At 73.0% G+C, this 24268-nt stretch carries 25 protein-coding genes; 14 read left to right on the plus strand and 11 right to left on the minus strand.

Annotated features, from left to right (window positions below; genetic code table 11):
• Positions 1–128 precede the first annotated feature (128 nt).
• The gene (locus ACH4FX_RS16640) at positions 129–812 is read right to left on the minus strand and encodes a FadR/GntR family transcriptional regulator (protein ID WP_398479433.1); all 684 of its coding nucleotides are present in this window, start codon (positions 810–812) and stop codon (positions 129–131) included.
• Positions 813–962: 150 nt separating this feature from the next.
• Here ACH4FX_RS16640 and ACH4FX_RS16645 point away from each other — a divergent pair, with 150 nt between their 5' ends.
• From ACH4FX_RS16645 to ACH4FX_RS16660, 4 genes are all read left to right on the plus strand, one after another.
• A complete protein-coding gene (locus ACH4FX_RS16645; RefSeq protein WP_398479435.1) occupies positions 963–2297 on the plus strand; it encodes a CynX/NimT family MFS transporter in 1335 nt (444 codons plus the stop codon).
• 4 nt (positions 2298–2301) lie between these two features.
• On the plus strand, positions 2302–2418 hold the full coding sequence (locus ACH4FX_RS16650; RefSeq protein ID WP_398479437.1) for an SGM_5486 family transporter-associated protein: 117 nt from the start codon (positions 2302–2304) through the stop codon (positions 2416–2418).
• Positions 2419–2617: 199 nt separating this feature from the next.
• On the plus strand, positions 2618–2827 hold the full coding sequence (locus ACH4FX_RS16655; RefSeq protein ID WP_398479439.1) for a hypothetical protein: 210 nt from the start codon (positions 2618–2620) through the stop codon (positions 2825–2827).
• Positions 2828–2926: 99 nt separating this feature from the next.
• Positions 2927–3445: a SixA phosphatase family protein gene (locus ACH4FX_RS16660; RefSeq protein ID WP_398479440.1), complete on the plus strand. Its 519-nt coding sequence runs from the start codon at positions 2927–2929 to the stop codon at positions 3443–3445.
• Between the two features lie 104 nt (positions 3446–3549).
• Here ACH4FX_RS16660 and serB read toward each other — a convergent pair whose 3' ends face one another.
• Positions 3550–4797, minus strand: coding sequence for a phosphoserine phosphatase SerB (serB, locus tag ACH4FX_RS16665; protein ID WP_398479442.1), 1248 nt, complete (start codon positions 4795–4797; stop codon positions 3550–3552).
• A gap of 68 nt (positions 4798–4865) precedes the next feature.
• Positions 4866–6875, minus strand: a complete 2010-nt coding sequence (locus tag ACH4FX_RS16670) for a streptophobe family protein (protein ID WP_398479444.1) — start codon at positions 6873–6875, stop codon at positions 4866–4868.
• Between the two features lie 230 nt (positions 6876–7105).
• On the opposite strand from ACH4FX_RS16670, the gene ACH4FX_RS16675 reads away from it, so the two are divergent.
• The gene (locus tag ACH4FX_RS16675; RefSeq protein WP_398479446.1) at positions 7106–9694 is read left to right on the plus strand and encodes an FHA domain-containing protein; all 2589 of its coding nucleotides are present in this window, start codon (positions 7106–7108) and stop codon (positions 9692–9694) included.
• A 69-nt stretch (positions 9695–9763) separates the two neighbouring features.
• Here the strand turns inward: ACH4FX_RS16675 and ACH4FX_RS16680 are convergent, their stop codons facing one another.
• The 4 genes from ACH4FX_RS16680 to ACH4FX_RS16695 all read right to left on the minus strand — a co-directional run bounded on the left by ACH4FX_RS16680 (position 9764) and on the right by ACH4FX_RS16695 (position 13503).
• Positions 9764–10498, minus strand: a complete 735-nt coding sequence (locus tag ACH4FX_RS16680) for a transglycosylase SLT domain-containing protein (protein ID WP_398479448.1) — start codon at positions 10496–10498, stop codon at positions 9764–9766.
• A gap of 362 nt (positions 10499–10860) precedes the next feature.
• Complete coding sequence (locus tag ACH4FX_RS16685; protein WP_398479450.1) at positions 10861–11562, minus strand: nitroreductase family protein; 702 nt, start codon at positions 11560–11562, stop codon at positions 10861–10863.
• A 16-nt stretch (positions 11563–11578) separates the two neighbouring features.
• Positions 11579–12694, minus strand: coding sequence for an S-adenosylmethionine:tRNA ribosyltransferase-isomerase (locus ACH4FX_RS16690; protein ID WP_398479452.1), 1116 nt, complete (start codon positions 12692–12694; stop codon positions 11579–11581).
• A complete protein-coding gene (locus ACH4FX_RS16695; protein WP_398479454.1) occupies positions 12691–13503 on the minus strand; it encodes an SDR family NAD(P)-dependent oxidoreductase in 813 nt (270 codons plus the stop codon). Before ACH4FX_RS16695 ends, ACH4FX_RS16690 begins: the two co-directional genes overlap by 4 nt.
• Positions 13504–13685: 182 nt before the next feature.
• On the opposite strand from ACH4FX_RS16695, the gene ACH4FX_RS16700 reads away from it, so the two are divergent.
• The 4 genes from ACH4FX_RS16700 (at position 13686) to ACH4FX_RS16715 (ending at position 16326) form a co-directional block, all read left to right on the plus strand.
• Positions 13686–14861: a GAF domain-containing sensor histidine kinase gene (locus tag ACH4FX_RS16700; RefSeq protein ID WP_398479456.1), complete on the plus strand. Its 1176-nt coding sequence runs from the start codon at positions 13686–13688 to the stop codon at positions 14859–14861.
• The gene (locus ACH4FX_RS16705; protein WP_398479458.1) at positions 14854–15531 is read left to right on the plus strand and encodes a response regulator; all 678 of its coding nucleotides are present in this window, start codon (positions 14854–14856) and stop codon (positions 15529–15531) included. Before ACH4FX_RS16700 ends, ACH4FX_RS16705 begins: the two co-directional genes overlap by 8 nt.
• Before the next feature lie 205 nt (positions 15532–15736).
• Positions 15737–15976, plus strand: a complete 240-nt coding sequence (locus tag ACH4FX_RS16710; RefSeq protein ID WP_398479460.1) for a chaplin — start codon at positions 15737–15739, stop codon at positions 15974–15976.
• 104 nt (positions 15977–16080) lie between these two features.
• Positions 16081–16326, plus strand: coding sequence for a chaplin family protein (locus tag ACH4FX_RS16715; RefSeq protein WP_398479462.1), 246 nt, complete (start codon positions 16081–16083; stop codon positions 16324–16326).
• Between the two features lie 144 nt (positions 16327–16470).
• Here ACH4FX_RS16715 and ACH4FX_RS16720 read toward each other — a convergent pair whose 3' ends face one another.
• A complete protein-coding gene (locus tag ACH4FX_RS16720; RefSeq protein WP_398479464.1) occupies positions 16471–17292 on the minus strand; it encodes a hypothetical protein in 822 nt (273 codons plus the stop codon).
• Between the two features lie 108 nt (positions 17293–17400).
• Between ACH4FX_RS16720 and ACH4FX_RS16725 the strand changes: the two genes are divergently transcribed.
• The 4 genes from ACH4FX_RS16725 to ACH4FX_RS16740 all read left to right on the plus strand — a co-directional run bounded on the left by ACH4FX_RS16725 (position 17401) and on the right by ACH4FX_RS16740 (position 20649).
• Entirely contained in the window at positions 17401–18192 is a 792-nt protein-coding gene (locus ACH4FX_RS16725) for an ABC transporter ATP-binding protein (RefSeq protein WP_398479466.1), read from the plus strand.
• A gap of 79 nt (positions 18193–18271) precedes the next feature.
• On the plus strand, positions 18272–18682 hold the full coding sequence (locus ACH4FX_RS16730) for an NfeD family protein (RefSeq protein WP_398479508.1): 411 nt from the start codon (positions 18272–18274) through the stop codon (positions 18680–18682).
• A 139-nt stretch (positions 18683–18821) separates the two neighbouring features.
• Positions 18822–19769: an SPFH domain-containing protein gene (locus tag ACH4FX_RS16735; protein ID WP_398479468.1), complete on the plus strand. Its 948-nt coding sequence runs from the start codon at positions 18822–18824 to the stop codon at positions 19767–19769.
• Between the two features lie 112 nt (positions 19770–19881).
• Positions 19882–20649: a sulfite exporter TauE/SafE family protein gene (locus tag ACH4FX_RS16740; protein WP_398479470.1), complete on the plus strand. Its 768-nt coding sequence runs from the start codon at positions 19882–19884 to the stop codon at positions 20647–20649.
• Between the two features lie 12 nt (positions 20650–20661).
• Here the strand turns inward: ACH4FX_RS16740 and ACH4FX_RS16745 are convergent, their stop codons facing one another.
• The 3 genes from ACH4FX_RS16745 to ACH4FX_RS16755 form a co-directional block, all read right to left on the minus strand.
• Complete coding sequence (locus ACH4FX_RS16745) at positions 20662–21165, minus strand: HNH endonuclease (RefSeq protein ID WP_398479472.1); 504 nt, start codon at positions 21163–21165, stop codon at positions 20662–20664.
• Between the two features lie 503 nt (positions 21166–21668).
• The gene (locus ACH4FX_RS16750) at positions 21669–22208 is read right to left on the minus strand and encodes a YbhB/YbcL family Raf kinase inhibitor-like protein (protein WP_398479474.1); all 540 of its coding nucleotides are present in this window, start codon (positions 22206–22208) and stop codon (positions 21669–21671) included.
• Between the two features lie 80 nt (positions 22209–22288).
• Complete coding sequence (locus tag ACH4FX_RS16755; RefSeq protein ID WP_398479476.1) at positions 22289–23071, minus strand: sporulation protein; 783 nt, start codon at positions 23069–23071, stop codon at positions 22289–22291.
• Between the two features lie 187 nt (positions 23072–23258).
• Between ACH4FX_RS16755 and ACH4FX_RS16760 the strand changes: the two genes are divergently transcribed.
• Positions 23259–23912, plus strand: coding sequence for a DNA-3-methyladenine glycosylase (locus tag ACH4FX_RS16760; RefSeq protein WP_398479477.1), 654 nt, complete (start codon positions 23259–23261; stop codon positions 23910–23912).
• The last annotated feature ends 356 nt before the right edge of the window (positions 23913–24268 follow it).

Raw genomic sequence — 24268 nt, forward strand, 5'->3', positions numbered from 1 at the left:
GCCCCTGATACCCGCGAGTGATCGGCCCCTGGCGCACGTAAGCGCCTGAACCGCTGCCCGTCCCGGTCCGCCGGGGCGGGCAGTGTGCGTTGTCCGCGGTACGGGACCAGGACGTACGCGGTACGGGATCAGCCGGTGCCCTGAGCGCTGAGCCGGCAGCCGAAGGGGTGGGCGCTCGCCTCGGCCGCGGCGCGTTCGTCGTCGCCCGCGCGGATCGCCGCCACCAGCCGCGCGTGGTCCACGTGCGCCTCGGGCCGCAGTACGTCGCCCACGTCGGCGCGGAGGAACTCCCGCAGCACGCCGCCGAGGTCGGCGTACAGCTCGGCCAGCACCTCGTTGTGGGAGGCCGCGACGACCGCCATGTGCAGCGTCGCGTCGGCCTCCACGAAGGCGGTCGCGGCGCCGGACTCCCAGGCCCGCTCGCGCCGCTCCAGTGCGGTGTCGAGCTGCCGCAGGTCGTGGTCGGTGCGGCGGCGCGCGGCCAGCCGGGCGGCCGCCGCCTCCAGCGCGCTGCGCAGCTCCGCCACATGCTCCGGATCGGCGTCCGCGAAGCGGCGGTTCATCACCCCGGCCAGCTCGCTGGTCGCCGCCACGTACGTGCCCGAGCCCTGGCGGATGTCCAGCAGGCCGTTGTGCGCCAGTGCCCGTACGGCCTCGCGGACGGTGTTGCGGGCCACCCCGAGTTGTTCGACCAGCTCCGGCTCGGTCGGGATGCGGGACCCCACTGGCCACTCGCCGGAGGTGATCTGGGCCCGCAGCTGCGTGATCACCTGGTCGGCCAGCGCGGAGCGCCGGGGCGAGGTCAGTGGCATGTCAGCGCTCCAGTAGGACGGGGGCCCGGGGCCCGACGGTAGGCACCGCGAGAGGATAGCGAGCCGGCCGGCCGCGCGGTCCGCCCGGATGGGCCGGGACCGGCGGAAAAGCCTGGACAAGTATTCATCCCATGATTCTATGATGAGTCCATGGCAGACGACTCCCTCGCGACACTCGGCCCTGAGGCCAGGGCCCCCGGCCCGTCACCGGAACAGCACACGACCGCACCGGCCCGGCCGGACCGGGCCGCCGCCCCCGAGACGACGCCGGGCCGCGTCCCGGCCGCCGGGCGCGCGGTGCCGATCGTCATGATCGTCGGTCTGGTCCTGGCCGCCCTCAACCTCCGCCCGGCCATCACCAGCCTCGGCCCGCTCATGGAAGAGGTACGGTCCGGCCTGGGCATGAGCGCGTCCGTGGCCGGCCTGCTCACCTCCGTACCGGCCCTGTGCTTCGCGGTCTTCGGTACCGCGGCACCGAGGCTGGCCCGGCGCTGGGGCCCCGGCGCGGTCGTCTGCGCGGGCATGGTGGCGATCGCCGCGGGCGTCATCGTCCGGCCGTTCACCGGCGGCACCCCCGGCTTCCTCGCCGCCACCGCGCTGGCCCTGGCGGGCATCGCGGTCAGCAACGTCCTGCTGCCGGTCGTCATCAAGACCTGGTTCCCGGACCGTGTCGGCCCGCTGACCGGCCTGTACTCGATGGCGCTGGCCCTGGGCACCTCGCTCGCCGCCGCGCTGACCGTCCCCGTCACCGCCGCGCTCGGCGGCAGCTGGCAGGCCGGTCTGGTGGTGTGGGCGGTGCTCGCCGTCCTCGCCGTGCCGCCCTGGCTGACCGTCGTACGCGGCCGGAAGGGGGAGCGCGGGCCGGCCGTCCCGGCGCCCGCCGCACCGGCCGCCCTGCGGGTCGGCACGTCGCCGACCGCCTGGGCGCTGGCGGTCTTCTTCGGCCTCCAGGCCACCGCCGCGTACATCACCATGGGCTGGATGCCGCAGATCTTCCGTGACGCCGGGGTCCCGGCGGGCACCGCGGGGGTGCTGCTCGCCGTCACCATGGCGATGGGCGTCCCGCTGTCCTTCGTCCTGCCCCGGGTCGCCGCCCGGATGCGCAACCAGGGGCCGCTGGCCGTCGGCCTCGGCCTGTGCGGGCTGGCCGGTTACGCCGGTCTGTGGCTCGCCCCGGCCGCCGGGGCCTGGGCCTGGGCGTTCCTCCTGGGCCTCTCCAACTGCTCCTTCCCGCTCGCCCTGACGATGATCGGGATGCGGGCCCGCAGCGCCGACGGCGTCGTACGGCTGTCCGCCTTCACGCAGAGCGTCGGCTACCTGATCTCCATCCCCGGCCCGCTCCTGGTGGCCACGCTCTACCAGCACAGCGGCGGCTGGGGGTTGCCGATCGCGCTGATGGCCGGGCTGATGGTGCCGCAGATGGCGGTCGGGATGCTGGCGGGCCGGGACCGCCGGATGGAGGACGAGGCGCGGGTGCGACACTGAAGCCATGCCAGTGCTCGAACCGAATCCGCAGGGCGGACAGAAGAAGCTGCTCATCGTGCTGGGGGCGATGCTCGCGGTGACCGCCGTCATCGCCGTCATCGCGAGCCTCGCCTCACCCTGACGCGCCGGGGCCCCGGCCGGGGCGGGGGTGGGGACAACCCCACCGCCCCCTAGGGGGCCAGGCTCAGGGGTAAGTGGGTGGCGTACCGGATGGGAACGGCCGCCGCGGGTCCGTAGGTTCGAAGCACACCGTGCCGCTGCGGTGGGCGCGGCCGCACCCCGCGGCCGCGTCGTCCCCGCCATCTCCCCGGAGGCCATCGATGTCCGCCGCGTCCAGCCGGCCGTCCGTCCCCCGCAGCCCGGGTGCTCGTACGGGCCTGCCGTGGTGGGCCGTGGCCCTCGCCGTCGTCTCCTTCGTCACGCTGCTCACCGTCATGGCGGCACCGTCCACGGCGCACGCGGTGAGCGCGTCCCAGAGCCTGGCGCCGGTGCTGGAATTCCTCGCCCGCCTCGTCGGCATCGGTGCCTGACGAGCCGGTGGCCGGGGGCGCCGGCGGTGCGTTCACCCTGCGGGGGGAGCGCCCCAACACCTCGCGCCGCACGCCGGGTTTCGTGCGAAGCTGGGACACATGAGCGCCGATACACCTCGCCGGATTGTCCTTCTCCGCCATGCCAAGGCCGAGTGGTCGCAGGAGAGCGACCACGAGCGACCCCTCGCGGAACGCGGCCGCAAGGACGCCCCGGCCGCCGGTCACTGGCTGGCCGGAGCCGGGATCACCCCCGACCTGACCCTGTGCTCGACCGCCGCGCGCACGCGCGAGACCTGGAAACTCGTCGTGGGCGAGCTTCCGCAGCGCCCCCGGACCGTCTACGACGAGCGGCTGTACGAAGCCTCCCTCGGCGAACTGATCGCCGTGCTGAACGAAACCTCCGAGGACGTGAACGACCTGCTGCTGGTCGGCCACAACCCCGGCATGCACGGGCTCGCCGACGCGCTGGCGGGCGAGGCCGAGGGCGACCTGCTCGCGCGGATGAACCGCAGCGGCTTCCCCACCTCCTCGATCGCCGTACTGTCCTTCACCGGCTCCTGGAAGTCGGTCGAGCACGGCGTCGGCCGCCTGGACGCGTTCTGGGCGCCGCACGTCTGACCGGACCACCGGCACCGCCGGAATGGATGAGGGCTCCGACGCCATGGCGTCGGAGCCCTCATCCATTCCGGCGGAGTCCCGGGTGCTGTCGTCCGGCGGCGCGCTCAGTCGTCGTGCGTGTCCGCCGCCTCCACCTCTTCGCGGGTGATGCCGAGCAGGTACAGCACGGTGTCCAGGAACGGTACGTTCACCGCCGTGTGCGCGGCCTGGCGGACCAGGGGCTTTGCGTTGAAGGCCACGCCCAGACCCGCCGCGTTGAGCATGTCCAGGTCGTTGGCGCCGTCGCCGATCGCCACGGTCTGCGCGAGCGGTACGCCGGCCTCGTGCGCGAAGCGGCGCAGCAGCCGCGCCTTGCCCGCCCGGTCGACGATCTCGCCGGTCACCTTGCCGGTGAGCCTGCCGTCGACGATCTCCAGCGTGTTGGCGGACGCGAAGTCCAGGCCCAGCTCTTCCTGGAGCGCGTCGGTGACCTGGGTGAACCCGCCGGAGACCACGCCGACTTGGTAGCCGAGGAGCTTGAGGGTGCGCACCAGCGTCCGGGCACCGGGGGTCAGCCGCACCTCCTTGCGCACCCGCTCCACCACGGACGCGTCCAGCCCCTCCAGGAGCGCGACGCGGGCGTGCAGCGACTCCTCGAAGTCCAGCTCGCCGCGCATCGCCGCGGTGGTGACCGCGGCGACCTCCGCCTCGCAGCCCGCGTGCGCCGCGAACAGCTCGATGACCTCGTCCTGGATGAGGGTGGAGTCGACGTCCATGACGACCAGGCGCTGGGCGCGGCGCTGGAGGCCGGAGGCGACCACCGCGACGTCCACGCCGAGCGCGGCGGCCTCTATGGCCAGCGTGGTGCGCAGGGCCTCGGTGGCGGCGCCGGAGACCGCGAACTCCACGGCGGTGACGGGGTACTTGGCCAGCCGGAAGATCCGGTCGATGTTGGCGCCGGTGCCGGTGATCGCGGCGGCTATGGCGGCGGTGGACTCCGCGGTGAGCGGGTGGCCGAGCACGGTGACGTGCGAGCGGCCGGTGCCGCGCGGCCGGTTGTCACCGGTGCCGGAGATGATCTCGGCCTGGAGGTTCAGCGACTCGGCCCAGCTGTGCACGGTGGCGCGCAGGTCGCCCTCGGTGGCGCCGGTCGAGCCGCCGGCCGGCACGGGGGAGGTGACCAGGGCGCACAGCACGATGCGGCCCCGGGTGACCACCTGCTCGATGTCGACGACATCGACGGAGTAGGCGGCGAGGGTGTCGAAGAGTCCGGCGGTGATGCCCGGCCGGTCCTTCCCGAAGATCTTGACGAGGAGGGTGGGTACGTCATCGCCCGGTACGGCGGTGGCAGGCGGGATCTGCGATGCGCTCATGGTGCTCTTACGGTAACCGGACCTCGCCGGCCGCCGTACAGGTGTCCGTGGTGCGGACGCTTCGCTGCTCAGCGGCCTCGTCCCGGCCGTCCGGGCGGCGGTGGCCCGTCGGGCGGGTCCTCCTCCGGCCGCTGCCGGGGCTTGCCGCGCGGCTCGGGCGGCGCCGGGGGACGCGGGGGAGGGGGCGGCCGGTGGCCGCCCACCGTGGGGCGGGCATCGGGCGGTGGGGGAGTCCCCGGCGGCCTGGCTCCGGGGCGGCGCGCCGTCGGCGCCGCGTTCCCGGAGGGCGGCGGACCCCAGTCGCGGGTGTGCGGGGGCTGCCCGGGCGGTGGCGGCCAGGTCTGGGTCTCCGTCGGGGGCCCCTGCGGCGGGGACGGCCAGCTCTGCGGCGGCTCCGGCGGTGGGGCCGGCCAGTCCCGCCTGCGCTGCGGCGCCCCGCCGGGGGACGGCTCCGCACCTTGCGGCGGGCGCATATACGGGTTCGTGTCGGCGTGCGGGGGACGGTACGCGGGGGAGGGGGTGTACGGGCCGGGCCGGTAGGCGGCGTCGGGATAGTCCCGGGAACCCGGCCCGCCGTACTCCTGCATGGAGGCGGCGTGGTCCTGGCCGTACCGCTGCGTACGGGCGTCGGAACCCTGCCCGTACCCCCGTACGTCCTCCGGCGGTGGCCCCGCACGGCCGGGCCGCCGTACGGCCCGCCGCCCGGCGGCCCCGGTGGCGCACGCCAGCAGGCCGCCCACCAGGCCCGCCGCCGCACCCCACACCGCGCCCAGCGCGAACGCCGCCGGTACGCTCCCCCGAAGCTCCAGACCCGCCCCGAAGGCGTCGAACCCGAAGACGGACAGGCTCGCGTTCGCCGCCACGCCGGTCAGGTGCACCAGCAGCGGCAGCGCCAGCGCCGTCAGCGCGCCCAGACCGGCCGCGCAGCGCAGCGCGAACGGCAGCGTCCGGGCGCCCTCCCGCGGCGTACGGACCGCCGTGAGCACCCCGGCGAGCAGCATCATCAGCGCGGCGGCCACCGGCAGCAGCCACACCCGCCCGTCCAGCTCGGCGAGCCGCCCGATGGTCAGCTGCGCCGCGTTCCGCCCGTCGAGCAGCCGGTCCACGGGGTCGGGCAGGAACCGGGTGAGCACCCCGGAGGCGCTGCCGTGCCAGGGGACGAAGAGGCCCAGCGGAATGCCGAGCCACACCCCGTTCGGCGCGGCGAGCAGCGCCGCGCCGAGCACCCGCCGCGGATGGGCGTCGCCGACGGCCGCGTACCCGGCCGCCGCCAGACCCGCCGCCACCGCCACCAGCACCATCGTGACCAGCGCCGACGCCGCGGGCCGCACGACGCGGTGGGCCGCCGTGAGCGCCCGGGGCAGCGGCGCCCGCCGGGCCGCCGCCACCGTGATCACCAGCACCCCCAGCACCCACAGCGCACCGCCGGTCAGCGAGGCCCCGGTGTCCACCGCGAACCCGACGGACGCCTCGGCGCCGATGAGGTCGGCGATCCGCTCCGGCAGCCCGCCACCGTCGCCGGTCCCGAGGCCGCCCAGGCCGTCCCGCAGCCGGTCGAGCAGCCCGCCGTCGCCGCTGCCGCCCCCGGAGCCCCCGCCACCGACCAGTCCGCCCAGCCCGGCCAGCGTCTTGCCGTCGATCGTTACGGAGTCGTGCCCGGCCCAGGCCAGGAAGGCCAGCAGCGCGACGAACAGGGCCGCCAACGTCCCGGCGCGCGCGCCCAGTTCACCCCGGCCGACGGTCGCGCCGGCCCGGCGCAGCGACCGGGCGAACACCCACCCCAGCACCAGGGCGCCCACCAGGCCCACACCCAACGGGGCGATGTCAACGGCGGATTCGGCCGCCTGCCCCGCCAGTCCGAAGGCGCTCACATCGCCCGACGGCGTCACCGAGCCGCCCACGGCCAGCACCACCGCGGCGGCGGTCAGCGGCCCGAGCGACGCCGCCGAGTCGGCGCCCAGCAGGTGCAGCCCCAGCGCCGCCACCCCGGCCATCGCCAGGAACGCCCAGCTGACGGCGGCGACGGCGGACAGCAGCACGTCGCCCCAGCGGATCCGTGCGGTCTTGCCGGCGGTCATCGATGCCCCCCGATCCGAGCCGAGTCGCCCCGAACGCGCCGGATGCCATGATCCGTGCGTATCCGTGGGCGCTTACCACTCTCCGTGGGCCTTTCGCCGCCGTCAACGCGGACGGCTCATGACCTCGTCCGGCCCGGTTTTTGGCTCCGGGCACCGCGCCTGAAATAGTTCCTCACGATGTTCGCCATCCCTAGACTTCCCATACAGGGCGTCACTCGGGGGACTATGTAATGGGGCATGGAGTGCCTGAACTCGTACTCGAATTGAACGGACGGACCTGGACGCTCGACCCGTCCCGGTCCTACAGCCTGGGCCGTGATCCGCACGGTGACATGGTGCTGGAAGACGCCAGGGTCTCCTGGCGGCACGCCATCGTCCGCTGGGGCGGGCACAGTTGGGTCATCGAAGACCAGGGCAGTACCAACGGCACGTATGTCCAGGGGCAGCGGATCCACCAGATGGAGATCGGCCCCGGCTCCGCGGTGCACCTCGGCAACGCCACGGACGGCCCGCGGCTGACCCTGTCGGGCAGCGCCGCGCCGGCCGCCGGCGTGCACAGCGCGCGGCCCGCGATGGCGCAGCCGCAGGTCCAGGGCGGGCCGGGCTGGGCCGCGCCGCCGCAGGCCCAGCAGCCGCCGGTCCACCAGGCGCCCGTCCATCAGGCCCCGGCCCACCAGATCCCGCAGCAGCAGGGCTGGAACCAGCCGCCGCAGGCCCCGTACGCCCAGCAGCCGCCCCACGGCGGGCCCGCGGCCCAGCGCCCCCCGATGGCCCAGCAGCCGCCGGCCGACCGGTCCCACGCCGCCGCCCCGCCGGTCTACGGCGACCGCAGCCCGACCACCTTCCACCGCCTCGACCTCGGCCGCGTCATGCGCATCGGCCGCGCGCTGGAGAACGAGCTGGTCGTCTCCGACCTCCAGGTCTCCCGGCACCACGCCGAGTTCCGGGCCACGCCCGACGGCCGCTTCGAGATCCACGACCTCGGCAGCCACAACGGCACGTACATCAACGGCCAGCCGGTCCCGAAGTCGGGCAGGGCGCCGGTCGGCCCGAACGACATCATCGGCGTCGGCCACTCCACCTTCCGGCTGGTCGGCGACCGGCTGGAGGAGTTCGTCGACACCGGCGAGGTCTCCTTCTCGGCCCGCCACCTGACCGTCACCGTCGACGGCGGCAAGCAGATCCTCAAGGACGTCTCCTTCGGCGTCCCGGAGAAGTCCCTGGTGGCGGTGATCGGCCCGTCCGGGTCGGGCAAGTCCACCCTGCTCAAGGCGCTGACCGGCTACCGGCCCGCCGACCAGGGCGACGTGCTCTACGACAACCGCAACCTCTACAAGCAGTTCGCCGAGCTGCGCCAGCGCATCGGCCTGGTCCCGCAGGACGACATCCTCCACAAGGAGCTGACCGTCCAGAAGGCCCTGAGGTACGCGGCCAAGCTGCGCTTCCCCGGCGACACCGCCGAGGCCGAGCGCACCGCGCGGATCGACGAGGTGCTGCGCGAGCTGAAGCTGGACGTGCACAAGGACAAGAAGGTCACCTCCCTCTCCGGCGGCCAGCGCAAGCGCGTCTCGGTCGCCCTGGAGCTGCTGACCAAGCCGTCTCTGATATTCCTGGACGAGCCGACCTCCGGCCTGGACCCGGGCATGGACCGTGACGTCATGCAGCTGCTGCGCGGCCTGGCCGACGACGGCCGTACGGTCCTGGTGGTCACCCACTCCGTGGCCGAGCTGGCGCTGTGCGACAAGCTGCTGGTGATGGCGCCGGGCGGCGGCGTGGCCTACTTCGGCCCGCCGGAGGAGGCGCTGAACTTCTTCCAGTACGACTCCTGGGCGGACGTCTTCTCCGCCTTCGAGAACTACCGCGACTACGACTGGATGGGCCGCTGGCGCGGCTCCCCGCACTACCAGATGTACGCCGCGGACATCGACGCCGTCGCCCCGCAGTCGGTGTCGGTGCAGGCGCCCCCGGTCCGGATGCAGAAGTCGCAGAGCTGGGGCTCGCAGCTGTGGACCCTGATGCGGCGCTACGTCTCCGTGCTCGCCTCCGACCGCGGCTTCCTCGGCCTGATGCTGATCCTGCCGGCCGTGCTCGGCGTGGTCTCCATCCTCATCCCCAGCCAGCACGGCCTGGGGTACGGACCCAAGGGCCCCAACCGCGACGCCAGCACGATCATGCTGATCCTCGCGGTCGGCATGTGCTTCTCGGGCGCCGCCAACTCGGTCCGCGAGCTGATCAAGGAGCGGGTCATCTACGAGCGGGAACGGGCCACCGGCCTGTCCCGGTCCGCGTACCTGATGTCCAAGGTGATCGTGCTCGGGGTGGTCACCGCCATCCAGGGCGTGATCATCGCGGCGATCGGCTTCACCCCGCGCAAGATGCCCACCGAGGGCGTGCTCTTCAAGGACCTGCCGGCCGTCGAAATGGCGCTGGCGGTCATCGCGCTCGGCTTCACCTCGATGATGTTCGGCCTGATCATCTCGGCGCTGGTCAAGACCGCCGAGAAAACCATGCCGCTGCTGGTCATGTTCGCCATCGTCCAGGTCGTCTTCACCGGCGTGCTCTTCCAGCTCTTCGACACGGTCGGCGTCGCCCAGGTCGCCTGGCTGATGCCGTCCCGCTGGGCGGTGGCCGCGATGGGCGCGACCGCCGACATGAACACGCTGCTGCCGTGGGAGGCGGGCAACCCCGACCCGCTGTGGAAGCACGAGGCGAGCGTCTACGCGATGGACCTGGTCATCCTCGTGGCGCTCGGCGTGGCCCTGGCCTTCGTGGTGGCCCGGCTGCTGCGCCGCCACGAGCCGGAGGTCATGCGCAAGTAACGCGTGGCACGGCAGACGCCGAGGGCGGCACCCGCAGCGGGTGCCGCCCTCGGCGTCTGTGCGTCCGGCTCAGTACGCGGAGTTCACGTTGTCCATCGAGCCGTAGGTCGCGGCCGCGTAGTTGCAGGCGGCGACGATGTTGGCGACCGGGTCGAAGATGTCCCAGGAGGTGCCCTCGACGTGGTACGCCTGGAAGGTCGGGTCGATCACCTGGAGCAGGCCCTTGGACGGGGTGCCCTGCTGCGCGTTGGAGTCGTAGCCGTTGACGGCCTGCGGGTTGCCGGTCGACTCCCGCATGATGTTGCGGTACAGACCGTCGTACGAGCCGGGGATGCCGTGCTTCTGCATGATGTCCAGCGATTCCCGGATCCAGCCGTCCAGGTCGTTGCTGTACGTCTTGGCCGGCTCCGGGGCCGGGGCGGCGGCGCGGTCGGCGGACCGGCTCGCGGCCTCCTGGTCCTTGCGCTCCTGGTCGGCCTTGGCCTTGGCGTCGGCCTCCTGCTTGGCCTTGGCCTCGTCCTCGGCCTTCTTCTTGGCCTCGGCGGCGTCCTTCTCGGCCTGCTGGGCGGAGGCGTCCGCCTGCTTGCCGATGGTGTCCTGCTGGGTCTTGGCGGCGTTGTCGACCGCGCTGAAGGCGACCGGCTTGATGTTCTGGACGGCTGCCTGGTCGTTCTGCCCGGCGTCCGCCGAACCCGGGACGAGGGCGAAGACCAGCGCGGCCGCACCGGTCGCGGCGACGCCGGCGGCCGAGAGCTTGTGCGTCCGGTTCAGGCGGGCGTAGCCGGGAATGGCGTGCTTGGGCATGCGGAGTTAGACCTCTTCCAATGGGTTGCGCCGCTGTGGCCGGGAAAGGCGGTGAACGCCGAGTTCTGTCCACGGCGCCGAGCGACGGCAGTCATTGTTAGCGGCCGGAAATTAGCTGAGCAAAGAGCCGAATTACGATCCCGGTTAGTGGAACCCGGGGTGTGGATATCGCGTCACCACCGGCTCATCCCGGCGTCAGGTCCGGGTCCGCCGCAGGTATACCCCGCATCATCCAAAAGTCGTAGCCGCGTCACCGGGCCACTAATGCCGTTCGTAAGTGACCTGGGTCCTATGCGCGGCGTCACACCGGGCAAGAGGTTTAGTTGCCCGGTGTGATTGCACTCGCACAGTCCGTCAGTGAATTAGATCTCCACCAGCACCTGGTCCAGGGACTTTCGGACGAGATCCGGTACCCGGCAGTCCTCGGCCGGATATCCCACCGGGATCACCGCGAACGCCTTCTCGTTGGCGGGCCGCCCCAGCACCTCCTGGAGGAAGCGCATCGGGCTCGGCGTGTGCACCAGGGCCGCCAGGCCGGACAGGTGCAGCGCGGACAGCAGCATGCCGACCGCGATGCCCACCGACTCGTCCACGTAGTAGTGCTTGTGCCGGGTGCCGTCCTCGCCCAGCCAGTACCGCTGCTGGAAGACGACGATCAGGTGGGGCGCGTCGGTCAGATGCGGTTTGATCTCGTCCGTACCCAGCGGGCGCAGCGCCGCCAGCCACTCCTCGCCGAGCCGCCCGGCATAGGAGATGCGTTCCTCCTCCTCCGCTGCCTCCCGGATGTGCCGCCGCACTTCCGGATCCTTGACCAGGACGAACGTCCAGGGCTGCTGGTGCGCCCCGGACGGCGCGGTGGCCGCGCAGGCGATGGCGTCCTTCACCACCTGCTCCGGCACCGGGTCGGCGGAGAACTGCCGTACGGTCCGCCGCCGGTCCATCCGCTCCCGCAGCTCGGCGGCGCGGGCCAGCGATTCGCCGGCCGGCATCCGCTCGGGGTGGTACGGCACCGACCGGTAGGGATCGCCGTGGGTCGGTGCCCAGTTCCTCGTTGGTGTCGACATGCTCCGAGTCTGGTGTTCAGGAGGGCAGGATGAGGTGGAGATCCCCGAACTCGTGCCACAGATAGCGGTGGCGCACGGCCTCCGCGTACGCCCGGCGCAGCGCGCCCCCGAACCCCGCGCCGGCCGCCGCCCGCCCCACCGCCTCCAGCATGAGCAGGTGCGACGCCTGCGGTTCGTGCAGCCCGGTCAGCAGCCCGTCCACCGCCCGCACCCCGCGCTCCGGGGTGACGACCAGCTCCGTCCACCCGGCCGCCGCCCGGATGCGCCCGTCCGCGCCGGCGGCGCTCTCCAGCGCCCGCACGGCCGTCGTCCCCACCGCGACGATCTTTCCGCCGCCCGCCCGCGCCGCGTTCACCTGCCACGCCGTGGACGGCGGTACCGCGAAGCGTTCCGGGTACGGCGGCTCGTACGCCTCCGCCGACGCCACCCCCGTGTGCAGCGTCACCGGCGCGATCTGCACGCCCCTGCTGACCAGCCGCGCCACCAGGGACGCGGTGAACGGCCGGGCCGCGCTCGGCATCTCCGCGCTGCCGCCGCCGTCCGGCGAGCCCACCGCGAACACCGTCCGGTACGCGTCCAGCGGCTGGTCCCGGTCCGTGTAGCCGTAGCGGATCGGCCGCCCGTACCGGCGCATGACGTCCAGGACCGGCGCCCCGGACACCCGCGCCCACCACAGCCGTACGCCCCCGGGGTCCACCGGCGCCCGCAGCATCAGCCGCGCACCGCCCGGCAGCCGCACCACCGTGCCCGCCGGACCGCCCGCCCGCTCCCGGGTACTGCCGCAGCCGTCCGGCGTCCGCAGCTCCACCACCCAGTCCCCGGCCACCGCCTCCGGCCGCGGATGCCGCCGGTCGGCACGCGTCGAGAAGTGCACCACCACCGGCTCGCCGCGGCCCCGGCCGTCCCCGAGTCGGCCGTCCAGCGCCGCCGGCAGGGTCCGCGAGGTGTTCACCACCAGGACGTCCCCGGCCGACAGCAGCCGCGGCAGCTCCCGGAACGCGTGGTGCGCCGGCTCCGCCGTGCCCCGGCTGACCAGCAGGCGCACCGCGTCCCGGTCCTGGCCGGGTGCCCGCTGCTCGACCGGCTCCCGCGCCGACAGCTCCGGCGGTACCCGCAGCACCTCGGCGGTCACCGGGCACCGTCCAGCAGGCCGGGGGCCGCGTACCGCCCGCTGGCCGCGCCCGCGTCCAGCAGCCGCAGCAGCGCCGGTACGACCGTCTCGGGCAGCGGGCGGGCGGAGTCGTCGCCGGGCACGGCCGCCGCGTACAGATCCGTCCGCATGTCGCCCGGATCCACCCACCACACCCGCAGCCCCGGCTCCTCGACCGCCAGCACCGCCGAGAGCTGGTCGAGCGCCGCCTTCGCCGCCCCGTAACCGCCCCAGGTCTCGTACGCCTCGGCCGCCGCGTCGGAGCTGATGTTCAGCACGGCCCCACCGGAGCCCGCACCCCGCAAGGTCGTTTCCCCGTTTTCGCGGGCTTCCGTCCCCTTATAAGAAGAAGAGTCATTGCCGTCCCCTATATAAGAGGAAGGCGCGGACGTCCCGTAGAGCGACGACGCCCGCAGCAGCGGCAGCGCCTCCTGTACGAGCCCCAGCGGCGCCACCGCATTGACCTCCAGCGCCGCCCGCAGCCCGTCGAGCGGATGCTCCTCCAGCCGCACCAGTGGCTCCGCGCCCAGCACGCTCGCGTTGTTCACCAGCAGGTCCAGCCCGCCCAGCTCCCGCGCTGCGGCCACCAGCGCCGTCCGGTGCCCGGCGTCCGTCACGTCACCGGGCAGCGCCACCACCCGCGCCCCCGCCCGGCGCATCCCCCGCGCCGCGTCCTCCAGCGGCCCGGCCGACCTGGCGTCCACCACCAGATCCCAGCCGCGCCCGGCCAGCGCCGCGCCCAGCGCGCGCCCCAGCCCCTTCGATGCCCCCGTGATGACCGCCACCGGCATGGCCCCGTCCCGCCTCTCCACCTCGACGTGCGTCCGTACCGCCCACGCTAGGAACGGGGCGGCCCGGCCACCTCGGGCAGCGGGCGGGCCGGACCAGGGCACTTCGGCCTAGTCCCGACGGCCTAAGCGGAGGCCGACGGTGGTCCGATACGGCTGTCACCGCCCGCCGGTACCGTGATGCCATGACCAACGGACCGGGAGACGGACACGGGCCGGGAGACGGGCCGGGCGCCGGGATCCCCGCCGTGAGCAGCGCGATCCTCGCCATGAGCCGGCACCTGGAGGTGCGCGACGTCCTCAAGACGATCGTCGCCTCCGCCCGCGAACTGCTCGACGCCGAGTACGCCGCCCTCGGCGTCCCCGACGACCACGGCGGCTTCGCGCAGTTCGTGGTCGACGGCGTCAGCGAGGAGCAGTGGAAGGCCATCGGCCCGCTGCCGCGCCAGCACGGCATCCTCGCCGCGATGCTGCACAACGCCACCCCGGAACGGCTCGCCGACGTCCGCGCCGACCCGCGCTTCGGCGGCTGGCCCGCGGCGCACCCCGACATGTCCGACTTCATCGGCATGCCGGTCGCCGACGGCGACGAGATCCTCGGCGCGCTCTTCCTCGCCAACAAACGGTGCCCCAAGCCCGCGGGCGGCTGCGGCTTCACCGCCGAGGACGAACGGCTGCTCGGCATACTCGCCCAGCACGCCGCCATCGCGCTGACCAACGCCCGCCTGTACGAGCGCAGCCGCGAGCTGACCATCGCGGGGGAGCGGGCCCGGCTCGCCCACGAACTGCACGACGCCGTCGCCCAGAAGCTCTTCTCGCTGCGGCTGACCGCACAGGCCGCCACCGCCCTCGTGGACCGCGACCCGGCGCGCGCCAAGGGCGAGTTGCAGCAGGTCGCCGCCCTCGCCGCGGAGGCCGCCGACGAACTGCGGGCGGCGGTCGTCGAGTTGCGGCCCGCCGCCCTGGACGAGGACGGCCTGGTCGCCACCCTGCGCTCGCAGGCCCAGGTCCTCGACCGCGCCCACCACGCCCGCGTCACCTTCGAGGCCCGGGGTGTACGGGCTCTGCCGGCCGCCCAGGAGGAGGCGCTGCTGCGCGTCGCCCAGGAAGCCCTGCACAACGCGCTGCGGCACGCCCGCGCCGACCGGGTCGAGGTGACCCTCGTACGGCGCGGCCAGGGCGCCCTGCTGCGCGTCGCCGACGACGGCCGCGGCTTCGAGCCCGGCGCGGTGCGGCGCGCCGGGCGGCATCTGGGACTGGTGTCGATGCGTGACCGGGCGAGCGGCGTCGGCGGCCGGCTCACCGTGGAATCGGAGCCCGGCAAGGGCACCGCTGTGGAGATGGAGGTACCCGGTGGGTGAAGACGAGAGGGGCGGCGCGGTGGCGGGTGCCGGGCAGGCGATCCGGGTTCTCCTGGTCGACGACCATCAGGTCGTCCGCCGCGGGCTGCGGACATTCCTGGAAGTCCAGGACGACATCGAGGTGGTGGGGGAGGCGTCCGACGGTGCCGAGGGCATCGCCGCCGCCGAGCAACTGCGCCCGGATATCGTCCTCATGGACGTCAAGATGCCGGGCATGGACGGCATCGAGGCGCTGCGCAAGCTGCGCGAACTGGACAACCCGGCACGCGTGCTGGTCGTCACCAGCTTCACCGAGCAGCGCACCGTCGTCCCGGCGCTCCGCGCGGGCGCGGCGGGCTACGTCTACAAGGACGTGGACCCGGAGGCGCTGGCCGGCGCCATCCGCTCCGTACACGCCGGGCACGTCCTGCTCCAGCCCGAGGTGGCCGGCGCGCTGCTCGCCCAGGAGGAGGGCAACAACGGGCAGGGGCGCGGCACTTCGCTGACCGACCGGGAGCGCGAGGTGCTCGCCCTGATCGCGGACGGCCGCTCCAACCGCGAGATCGCCCGGACGCTGGTGCTCTCCGAGAAGACCGTCAAGACCCATGTGTCGAACATCCTGATGAAGCTCGACCTGGCCGACCGGACGCAGGCGGCCCTCTGGGCGGTCCGGCACGGCATCGGGGCCTGAAGAAGCCGGTGCCGCGTCCCGGCCGGGACGCGGCACCGGCCGTGATCGGACTATCAGGGCGCGGGCCGGTCCGGTGTCATCCCATCCGAGATTCATACCGTCGGGTGGACGTCACCCATGTGGCGCAACCCGCCCGGCGCCCGGCCGTTCTCCATGGCGTGCCGCGGAAGTCGACCGCGGACGTCGTCAGGAGAGGTCAAGAGAAGTGAAGAACATCAAGAGGGCCGTGGCCGTCACGATCGCCACGGGCGGGCTCGCCTTCGCCGGTGCCGGTATCGCCTCCGCGCAGGGCGTCGCCCAGGGCCACGCCGTGAACTCCCCCGGTGTCGCCTCCGGCAACCTGCTCCAGGTCCCGGTGCACATCCCGGTGAACGTCTCGGGCAACACCGTCACCGTCATCGGCGCCCTGAACCCGGCCTTCGGGAACCGCAGCCACAACTCCTGACGGCCCGGCACGGCCGGCCGCCCGGCGCCCACCGCCGGCGGACCGGCCGCAGCGAGTACTCCACCACCATCCCGGCCCCGCGCCGACACGTGAGGAACACCTACATGAACACCGCCAAGAAGGCCGCCCTCGTCCTCGCCACCGCCGGACTGGCCGCCGGTGCCGCCGCCGGCTCCGCCGCCGCGACCGGTAACGCGCACGCCAACGGCGCGGCCGCCAAGTCCCCCGGCGTCCTGTCGGGCAACCTCGTCCAGGTCCCCGTGAACGTGCCGGTGAACGTCTCCGGCAACACCATCGACGTCGTGGGCCTCCTCAACCCGGCCCACCACAACACCGCCGCCAACCACTGAGCCACGGCCACTGAGCCACCGCCACCGAGCCACGGCGCCCGGACCGCGGCAGCACCGCGTCCTCCCGAAGGCCCCGCCCGACCGCACCCGGTCGGCCGGGGTCTTCCCCGTACGGCAGCGGCCCCGGCCGCCGCCCCGGCCCGGTCACCTCCGGCGCCGCTCCGCCTCCTCCACATACGCGTTGTACGCCGCGACCTGCGCGCGCCGGGCCGTGCGCTCCACCGGGCGCAGCGCCTCGGCCCGCGCCGCCATCTCGGACGCGCTCACCGCCCCGCCGTGCTCCCGCCCGTCCCCGCCGGCGCCCTGCGCGATGCCGATGAGCGCGCCGACCCGCTGCGCCAGCTCCAGCACCCGCACCGCCCGCGGCGGATAGCCGGGCGCCAGCACCTGCCGGCCCGCCTCGGCCCGCGCGCGGTACGCCTCCAGCGCCGCCTGGGCGACCGGGCCGGACCCGGCCACGTCCAGCCGGGAGAGCACCTCCGTCGCCTCCCGCAGCGCCTCCGCCAGCTCCCGCTCCGCCTCGCCGAGCGAGGGCACGTCGGCCGGCGGCGCGTCCCGTACGGCGAGGCAGTGCCACACCACTTCGACGTGCACGTCGGCGCGCGCCACGGCCGAGCCCTCGGGACCGGACTCGAACACCTCCGGGACCAGGCCCAGCGCGGCCCCGGACGCCAGCACCGCCTCCTCGGCCTCCATCGCCCGCGCGTTGAACTCCGGCGGGCCGCTCAGCCCCAGCGGGTGCCCCGGCGCCGGCAGCGCCACCCGCAGGCCCGTCGCCCCCAGCGCCCGCAGCCGCCCCAGCGCGAGCGTCAGCCCGACCGGGCCCGGCTCCCCGGGCAGGCCCCGCACGCGGTGCACCGCGTCGTCGTCCGCGATCCGCTGCACGGCTTCATCAGGTGAGACAAGCCCGGCCAACAGGGCATTTCCCCACGCGGCCAGGCGTCCCGAACGAGGTTCATCGAGCATGCTCCCCAGCCTAAGGACAGGCACTGACATCGAGTGGCGTAGGTTTGCAGGGGGGATGCGCCCACAGGCGCACGAGACGACCGATATGCAATGGGAGACAACGCGCTCATGAGCGATGTGCTGGAGCTGGTGGACGTATCCGTGGTCCGCGACGGACGGGCTCTGGTGGACCAGGTCTCCTGGTCGGTCAAGGAGGGCGAGCGCTGGGTGATCCTCGGCCCCAACGGCGCCGGCAAGACCACCCTGCTCAACGTCGCCTCCAGCTACCTCTTCCCGAGCACCGGGACCACCACGATCCTCGGTGAGACGCTCGGCAAGGTCGACGTCTTCGACCTGCGCCCGCGCATCGGCGTGGCCGGCATCGCGCTCGCCGACAAGCTGCCGCGCAGCCAGACCGTCCTGCAGACCGTGCTCACCGCCGCGTACGGCATGACCGCCGGCTGGCGCGAGAAGTACGAGGACATCGACGAGCAGCGGGCCCGCGCCTTCCTCGACCGCCTCGGCATGAACGACTACCTCGACCGGAAGTTCGGCACGCTCTCCGAGGGCGAGCGCAAGCGCACCCTGATCGCCCGCGCCATGATGACCGACCCGGAACTGCTCCTCCTGGACGAGCCCGCGGCCGGCCTCGACCTCGGCGGCCGCGAGGACCTCGTACGCCGCCTCGGCCGGCTCGCCCGCGACCCGTACGCCCCCTCCATGATCATGGTCACGCACCACGTCGAGGAGATCCCGCCGGGCTTCACCCACGTCCTGATGATCCGCCAGGGCAAGGTGCTCACCGCCGGACCGCTCGACCTGGAGCTGACCTCCGGCAACCTCTCGCGCTGCTTCGGCCTGCCGCTGGTCGTCGAGCGCAACGGCGACCGCTGGACCGCCCAGGGCCTGCCGCTTTCCTGACACCGCGGACCACTTCCCGGCCGGACGGCCCCTGTCCCGGGCCGTCCGGCGGATCTACCATGAAGGCGTGGATCCATGGGTGTGGTGGCTCGTCGCCGCCGTGGGACTGGGCATTCCGCTCGTCGTGACCGCGATGCCCGAGTTCGGGATGCTCGCGGTCGGCGCCGTCGCGGGAGCCGTGACCGCGGGGCTCGGCGGCGGCACGGTCATGCAGTTCATCGTCTTCGCGGCCGTCTCGGTCGCGCTCATCGCGGTGGTCCGCCCCATCGCCAACCGCCACCGGACCGAGCGCCCGCGTCTGGCATCGGGAATCGACGCCCTCAAGGGCCGCTCGGCCACGGTGCTGGAACGGGTCGACGCCGCCGGCGGCCGGGTCAAACTGGGCGGCGAGGTCTGGTCGGCCCGTGCGCTCGACGCCGACCAGGTCTACGAGCCGGGCCAGCAGGTGGACGTGGTGGAGATCGAGGGCGCCACGGCGGTCGTCATGTGAGAGTTCGAGCCAGTCGTCGTACGAGCGCACCGATGAGCCGAACCGCCTGCGTGCCGGCCGGTCGCTCTGAAAGACTCGATCAAGCAGAAGGCCGGCCCAGGCCGCCGCAGCCAGTCACCGAGGGGTACCGGGAGCCGCAGTGGAACCGATCATCATCGTCCTGATCGTCCTGGTGGTGCTCGTGTTCATCGCACTCATCAAGACGATCCAGGTCATCCCGCAGGCCAGCGCCGCCATCGTGGAGCGCTTCGGCCGCTACACCCGCACCCTCAACGCGGGCCTGAACATCGTCGTGCCGTTCATCGACTCCATCCGCAACCGCATCGACCTGCGCGAACAGGTCGTACCGTTCCCACCGCAGCCGGTGATCACCCAGGACAACCTGGTCGTCAACATCGACACCGTGATCTATTACCAGGTCACCGACGCGCGCGCCGCGACGTACGAGGTCGCCAGCTACATCCAGGCCATCGAGCAGCTGACCGTCACGACGCTGCGCAACATCATCGGCGGCATGGACCTGGAGCGGACCCTGACCTCCCGCGAGGAGATCAACGCGGCGCTGCGCGGCGTCCTGGACGAGGCCACCGGCAAGTGGGGCATCCGCGTCAACCGCGTCGAGCTCAAGGCGATCGAGCCGCCGACCTCCATCCAGGACTCGATGGAGAAGCAGATGCGCGCCGACCGTGACAAGCGCGCGGCGATCCTCCAGGCCGAAGGTGTCCGGCAGTCCCAGATCCTCACCGCCGAAGGCGAGAAGCAGTCCTCGATCCTGCGTGCCGAAGGTGAGGCCAAGGCCGCCGCGCTGCGCGCCGAGGGCGAGGCCCAGGCGATCCGGGTGGTCTTCGAGTCCATCCACGCCGGCGACCCGGACCAGAAGCTGCTGTCGTACCAGTACCTCCAGATGCTGCCGAAGATCGCCGAAGGCGACGCCAACAAGCTCTGGATCGTGCCCAGCGAGATCGGCGACGCCCTCAAGGGCCTCGGCGGCGCCATCAACAGCTTCAACCCCGCGGGCGGCGCCCCGGCCGGCGGCCCTGGCATGACCAAGCCGGCCCCGCACCGCGAACAGCCGCCCATCGACTGACACGGCCCCGCCCAGGGCCCGTACCCGCCGGCGCACAGGAAGCGCTGTCCCCGGGTACGGGCCCTGGTGCATGATCGGGCCGGACCGTACCGATCATGCCGAGGGAGCCCGTATGACCGTCTGGGAAGCGCTCGCCGTCTTCGCCGCGGGCGGCGCCGCCGGTGCGATCAACGTCGTCGTCGGCTCCGGGACCCTGATCACCTTCCCGGTCCTGCTGGCCACCGGTCTGCCACCGGTCACCGCCAACGTCTCCAACTCCCTCGGCCTGGTGCCCGGTTCGCTCAGCGGCGCGATCGGCTACCGCCGCGAACTGGCCGGCCAGGGCCGCCGCATACTGCGCTTCGCGGCCGTCGCCCTGGCCGGCGGCCTGATCGGCGCGGCCCTCCTCCTGGCACTGCCCTCGGACGCCTTCGACGCGATCGTGCCCGCCCTGATCGCCGTCGCCCTCGTCCTCGTGGTCGTCCAGCCCCGGCTCGCCTCCGCGCTGCGTGCCCGCCGCGAACGCAACGGCACCACCGCCCGTGCGGACGGTGGTGCCCTGCTGCTGACCGGCCTGTTCCTCGCGAGCATCTACGGCGGCTACTTCGGTGCCGCCCAGGGCGTCATCTACCTGTCCCTGATGGGCCTGCTGCTCGGCGACGGCCTCCAGCGCATCAACGCGGTCAAGAACGTGCTGACCCTGCTCGTCAACGCCGTCGCGGCACTCTTCTTCCTCTTCGTCGCGCACTTCGACTGGCTCGCCGTCGTCCTGATCGCCGTGGGCTCGGCCCTCGGCGGGCTGCTCGGCGCGCGGATCGGGCGCAGGCTGCCGCCTGCCGTGCTGCGCGGGGTGATCGTCGCGGTTGGCATCGCGGCGATCAGCCAGCTGCTGCTGAAGTAGGTCCGTACGGGCTTACGCGGGCAGCCCCAGCCAGGCCGGCAGCTCCTCCCGTACGGTTCCGGCCAGCGCCGCCACCAGCGCGTCCGCGGGCGTCGGCTCGAACGGCCGGGTCAGCAGCCGCATTCCCGCCTGCTCCGGCGTCCGGTCCGCTTTGCGGTGGTTGTCCTCGGCGCAGGACGCGACCGTGTTCAGCCAGTCGTCGCCGCCGCCGCGCGAGCGCGGCACGATGTGGTCCACGGTCGTCGCCCGCCGGCCGCAGTACGCGCACCGGTGCTGGTCCCGTACCAGGACGCCGCGCCGCGACCACGCCGCCTGTCTTCGGAACGGCACCCGTACGTACCTGCTGAGCCGGATCACCTGCGGCACCGGCACCTCCACCGCGGCGGCCCGGAGCCGCAGTCCCGGATGCGCCTGCTCGACCACGGCCTTGTCCTGCATGACCAGCACCACCGCGCGCCGCAGCGACACCGTCGCCAGCGGCTCGAAGCTGGCGTTGAGCACCAGTGTCTCGCGCATCCCGTCCACCTCCCGGTCCCCGTTCGCCGCACGGCGAAGTGGCTCCACTGTGCAGCTCCAGTGATCCCCTGGACAACGCAATTTCCGCACGCCACAAGGGAGATGCCAGATGACGGGGAGGTGAAGGTACGGGGGCGCGAGGAGGGGCGGGAGAGAGCGCGGGGCGGCGCGCAACGGGCGGCGCGCTCCGGGGCCCCACCCCCGTGCGTTCGCCGGGACCCCGGAGCGTATGGCAGCCGACGCGGCCGTCCGACACGAAAACGGACTCCGGCAGGCGGCGGGCGACACACCTGCGCCCCACCGCCTCCGCCGCTGCGGTGCCGGCTGCCCGACGGTTGAACCGCGAGCCGTTCGCCGGTCAAGCACCACTGTGCGAGCGAAAGCGCCGGGGCGCAACGGAATTAAAGCCGGTGCCCGAACCCCGGCCGGGATCCGGGCACCGGCTTGCGGGGCCGGCGTCCGCACGGCCGCACAGGGCCGCGGTCCGGACACCGGCCCGCTGCTCAGCCTTCGGTCGGCACCTCGTACTCGCCGATCAACTGCGCCCGCCCGATCGCGTGGAAACGCAGGTTGAAGCCGACCACGGCCGGCGTCGCGTCCGCGTCCGGCCCCAGCTTCTCCTGGTCCACCGCGTACACGGTGAAGACGTAGCGGTGCGGCCCGTCACCGGGCGGCGGCGCCGCACCCGTGAAGTCCCGCGAACCCGCGTCGTTGCGTACGTGGACGGCGCCCTGAGGCAGCCCCTTCATGTCACCGGTACCGGCGCCCGCGGGCAGCTCGGTGACCGACGCGGGGATGTCGAAGACCGACCAGTGCCAGAAACCGCTGCCGGTCGGCGCGTCCGGGTCGAAGCAGGTGACGGCGTAGCTGCGGGTCCCCTCCGGCGCGCCCTCCCACCGCAGGTGCGGCGAGGTGTTGCCCTCCGCCTGCACCTGCGCCGACGGCAGCGGGCCGCCGTCGGTCAGCTCGTCGCTCACCACGGTGAACCCGGCCACCGGCGGATGGAAATCGTGCGGGAGCGGCCGGCGCTTGAGCTCGGACACCTGGGCACCTCCTAATCGCGAATGGACACCTGTCCGGCCAGGTTAGAGCCTGTGGATCACCCCCGGCCGGACACCTCGTCTCAGAGCCAGTTCCGCTTGCCGCCGACCTCGGCCAGCCACTGGTTCAGGTACGCCGCCCAGTCGGTCCCCTGGTACCCGTCCAGCGGCATGACGAACGAGCGGTACGTGTCGCTGCCCTCGCTGAAGAGCCCCGGCTTCTTGTCCATCTCCAGCACCACGTCCATCTCGCGGTCGTCCGCGACGAAGGACAGCTCCACCTGGTTCAGGCCCCGGTACTGCTGCGGCGCGTGGAACTCGATCTCCTGGTAGAACGGCAGCCGCTGCCGGGTGCCCCGGATGTGCCCCTGCTCCAGGTCCGCGCTCTTGAACCGGAACCCGAGCCGGCCGAAGGCGTCCAGCAGGGCCTGCTGCGCCGGCAGCGGGTGGACGTTGACCGGATCGAGGTCACCGGAGTCCACCGCACGGGCGATCGCCAGCTCCGTGGTCACCCCGACGTGCATCCCGTGCAGCTGCTGGCCCAGGAACGTGGTCACCGGCGTCTCCCACGGGATCTCCAGCCCGAAGGGAACCGTGTGCACCGCACCGGCCTGCACCTCGAAGGCCCCGCCGAGCCGCAACTTGGTGAACTCGACGTCCCGCTTGTACTCCTCCTCGCCGCCCTCGACCTCGACGCGCGCCTGGAGGCCCACCGACAGCCCCTCGATCTGCTGGGCGACCGAACCGCCCTGGATCCGCACCTCGCCCTGCACGACCCCGCCCGGCACGACGTTCTCCTCGAAGAGCACCGTCTCCACCGATGCGCCTCCGGCCCCCAAGCTGGCCAGCAGCTTCTTGAACCCCATGCTCGTCCTTCCCAGGCAGATGCCTGTGCCTCGTGCGATGCGCCGGGAACCCGGTGGCCCGACCCGGTCCCTACCCACGCCGGGCGGCGCGTTCCGGTTCCGTGCGCCACACCTTCCCAACCGGAGGGCCCTGGTGGCCAGTGGCTCACCCGATGGTTCGCGTCGCTCTCCGTTACCCTTGATCCGCATGATCGTCGCACCGGACCGCCGGCCGCTCACGCGGGACTTCTTCGACCGTCCCGTCCTGGACGTCGCGCCTGAGCTGCTCGGCCGCACCCTCGTACGCCGTACCCCACAAGGCCCCATCGAGCTGCGCATCACGGAGGTGGAGGCATACAACGGGTCGTCCGACCCGGGCTCGCACGCCTACCGGGGCCGCACCGCGCGCAACGCCTCCATGTTCGGCCCGCCCGGTCACGCGTACGTGTACTTCATCTACGGCATGTGGTTCAGCCTCAACCTGGTCTGCAACAAGGAAGGCACCGCCAGCGGTGTCCTGCTGCGGGCCGGCGAGGTGCTCACCGGTACGGAGCAGGCCGCCGCCCGCCGGCCGAAGGCACGCAACACGCGCGAACTGGCCAAGGGCCCGGCCCGGCTCGCCACCGCCCTCGACATCGACCGATCCCTGGACGGTACGGACATCTGCTCCACCGACCCGGACCAGCCGCTCACCGTCCTCCAGGGGCACCAGGCGGACGCCGCCGAGGTGCGCAACGGGCCGCGTACGGGCATCAGCGGTGAGGGGGCCGTGCACCCGTGGCGCTTCTGGATCGACGGCGATCCCACCGTCAGCCCGTACCGGGCGCATGTGCCGCGCAAGCGCCGGAGCAGGGCTGCTTGACTCTGCCCCGCCGACCGCCTAACGTGGCCCGAGCCGCTTGAAACGGGCAGCGCTGTCTGCGCAGGCCGTCGAGCGACGCGAACCCACTACCTACGAACGATCACCCCGGCGGGGTCCTGTTTCGCTTGCCGAAATTCGACCCCGTGGCCCGATTATGAGCCGACCGGGAATTCGACTAAAGTAGTGATCACGCCGAAAGGCGTAACCACACCCCGCCGACGGGGAATCGGAAGCGAATTCCGTCCAGCACGGACCGGAAATCGGATCTGATAACGTCGGAAAGGCCGGAAAGCGAAAGCCGGACGGCCGGCCCGCTCCAGCAGGGAGCCGGAAACGGAAAGCGGAAACGCCGAACG

This window comes from Streptomyces sp. NPDC018019 (assembly GCF_044327805.1).
In the GTDB taxonomy this organism is placed as follows: domain Bacteria; phylum Actinomycetota; class Actinomycetes; order Streptomycetales; family Streptomycetaceae; genus Streptomyces.

What these genes read in the sequence shown, in the direction of transcription:
- ACH4FX_RS16650 (WP_398479437.1), top strand. Translation starts at nt 2,302, where the DNA reads ATGCCAGTGCTCGAACCGAATCCGCAGGGCGGACAGAAGAAGCTGCTC.
- ACH4FX_RS16715 (WP_398479462.1), top strand. Translation starts at nt 16,081, where the DNA reads ATGAACACCGCCAAGAAGGCCGCCCTCGTCCTCGCCACCGCCGGACTG.
- ACH4FX_RS16670 (WP_398479444.1), bottom strand. Translation starts at nt 6,875, where the DNA reads ATGACCGCCGGCAAGACCGCACGGATCCGCTGGGGCGACGTGCTGCTG.
- ACH4FX_RS16725 (WP_398479466.1), top strand. Translation starts at nt 17,401, where the DNA reads ATGAGCGATGTGCTGGAGCTGGTGGACGTATCCGTGGTCCGCGACGGA.
- ACH4FX_RS16655 (WP_398479439.1), top strand. Translation starts at nt 2,618, where the DNA reads ATGTCCGCCGCGTCCAGCCGGCCGTCCGTCCCCCGCAGCCCGGGTGCT.
- ACH4FX_RS16640 (WP_398479433.1), bottom strand. Translation starts at nt 812, where the DNA reads ATGCCACTGACCTCGCCCCGGCGCTCCGCGCTGGCCGACCAGGTGATC.
- ACH4FX_RS16755 (WP_398479476.1), bottom strand. Translation starts at nt 23,071, where the DNA reads ATGGGGTTCAAGAAGCTGCTGGCCAGCTTGGGGGCCGGAGGCGCATCG.
- ACH4FX_RS16720 (WP_398479464.1), bottom strand. Translation starts at nt 17,292, where the DNA reads ATGCTCGATGAACCTCGTTCGGGACGCCTGGCCGCGTGGGGAAATGCC.
- ACH4FX_RS16700 (WP_398479456.1), top strand. Translation starts at nt 13,686, where the DNA reads ATGACCAACGGACCGGGAGACGGACACGGGCCGGGAGACGGGCCGGGC.
- ACH4FX_RS16760 (WP_398479477.1), top strand. Translation starts at nt 23,259, where the DNA reads ATGATCGTCGCACCGGACCGCCGGCCGCTCACGCGGGACTTCTTCGAC.
- ACH4FX_RS16685 (WP_398479450.1), bottom strand. Translation starts at nt 11,562, where the DNA reads ATGTCGACACCAACGAGGAACTGGGCACCGACCCACGGCGATCCCTAC.
- serB (WP_398479442.1), bottom strand. Translation starts at nt 4,797, where the DNA reads ATGAGCGCATCGCAGATCCCGCCTGCCACCGCCGTACCGGGCGATGAC.
- ACH4FX_RS16645 (WP_398479435.1), top strand. Translation starts at nt 963, where the DNA reads ATGGCAGACGACTCCCTCGCGACACTCGGCCCTGAGGCCAGGGCCCCC.
- ACH4FX_RS16695 (WP_398479454.1), bottom strand. Translation starts at nt 13,503, where the DNA reads ATGCCGGTGGCGGTCATCACGGGGGCATCGAAGGGGCTGGGGCGCGCG.
- ACH4FX_RS16680 (WP_398479448.1), bottom strand. Translation starts at nt 10,498, where the DNA reads ATGCCCAAGCACGCCATTCCCGGCTACGCCCGCCTGAACCGGACGCAC.
- ACH4FX_RS16740 (WP_398479470.1), top strand. Translation starts at nt 19,882, where the DNA reads ATGACCGTCTGGGAAGCGCTCGCCGTCTTCGCCGCGGGCGGCGCCGCC.
- ACH4FX_RS16745 (WP_398479472.1), bottom strand. Translation starts at nt 21,165, where the DNA reads ATGCGCGAGACACTGGTGCTCAACGCCAGCTTCGAGCCGCTGGCGACG.
- ACH4FX_RS16660 (WP_398479440.1), top strand. Translation starts at nt 2,927, where the DNA reads ATGAGCGCCGATACACCTCGCCGGATTGTCCTTCTCCGCCATGCCAAG.
- ACH4FX_RS16675 (WP_398479446.1), top strand. Translation starts at nt 7,106, where the DNA reads ATGGGGCATGGAGTGCCTGAACTCGTACTCGAATTGAACGGACGGACC.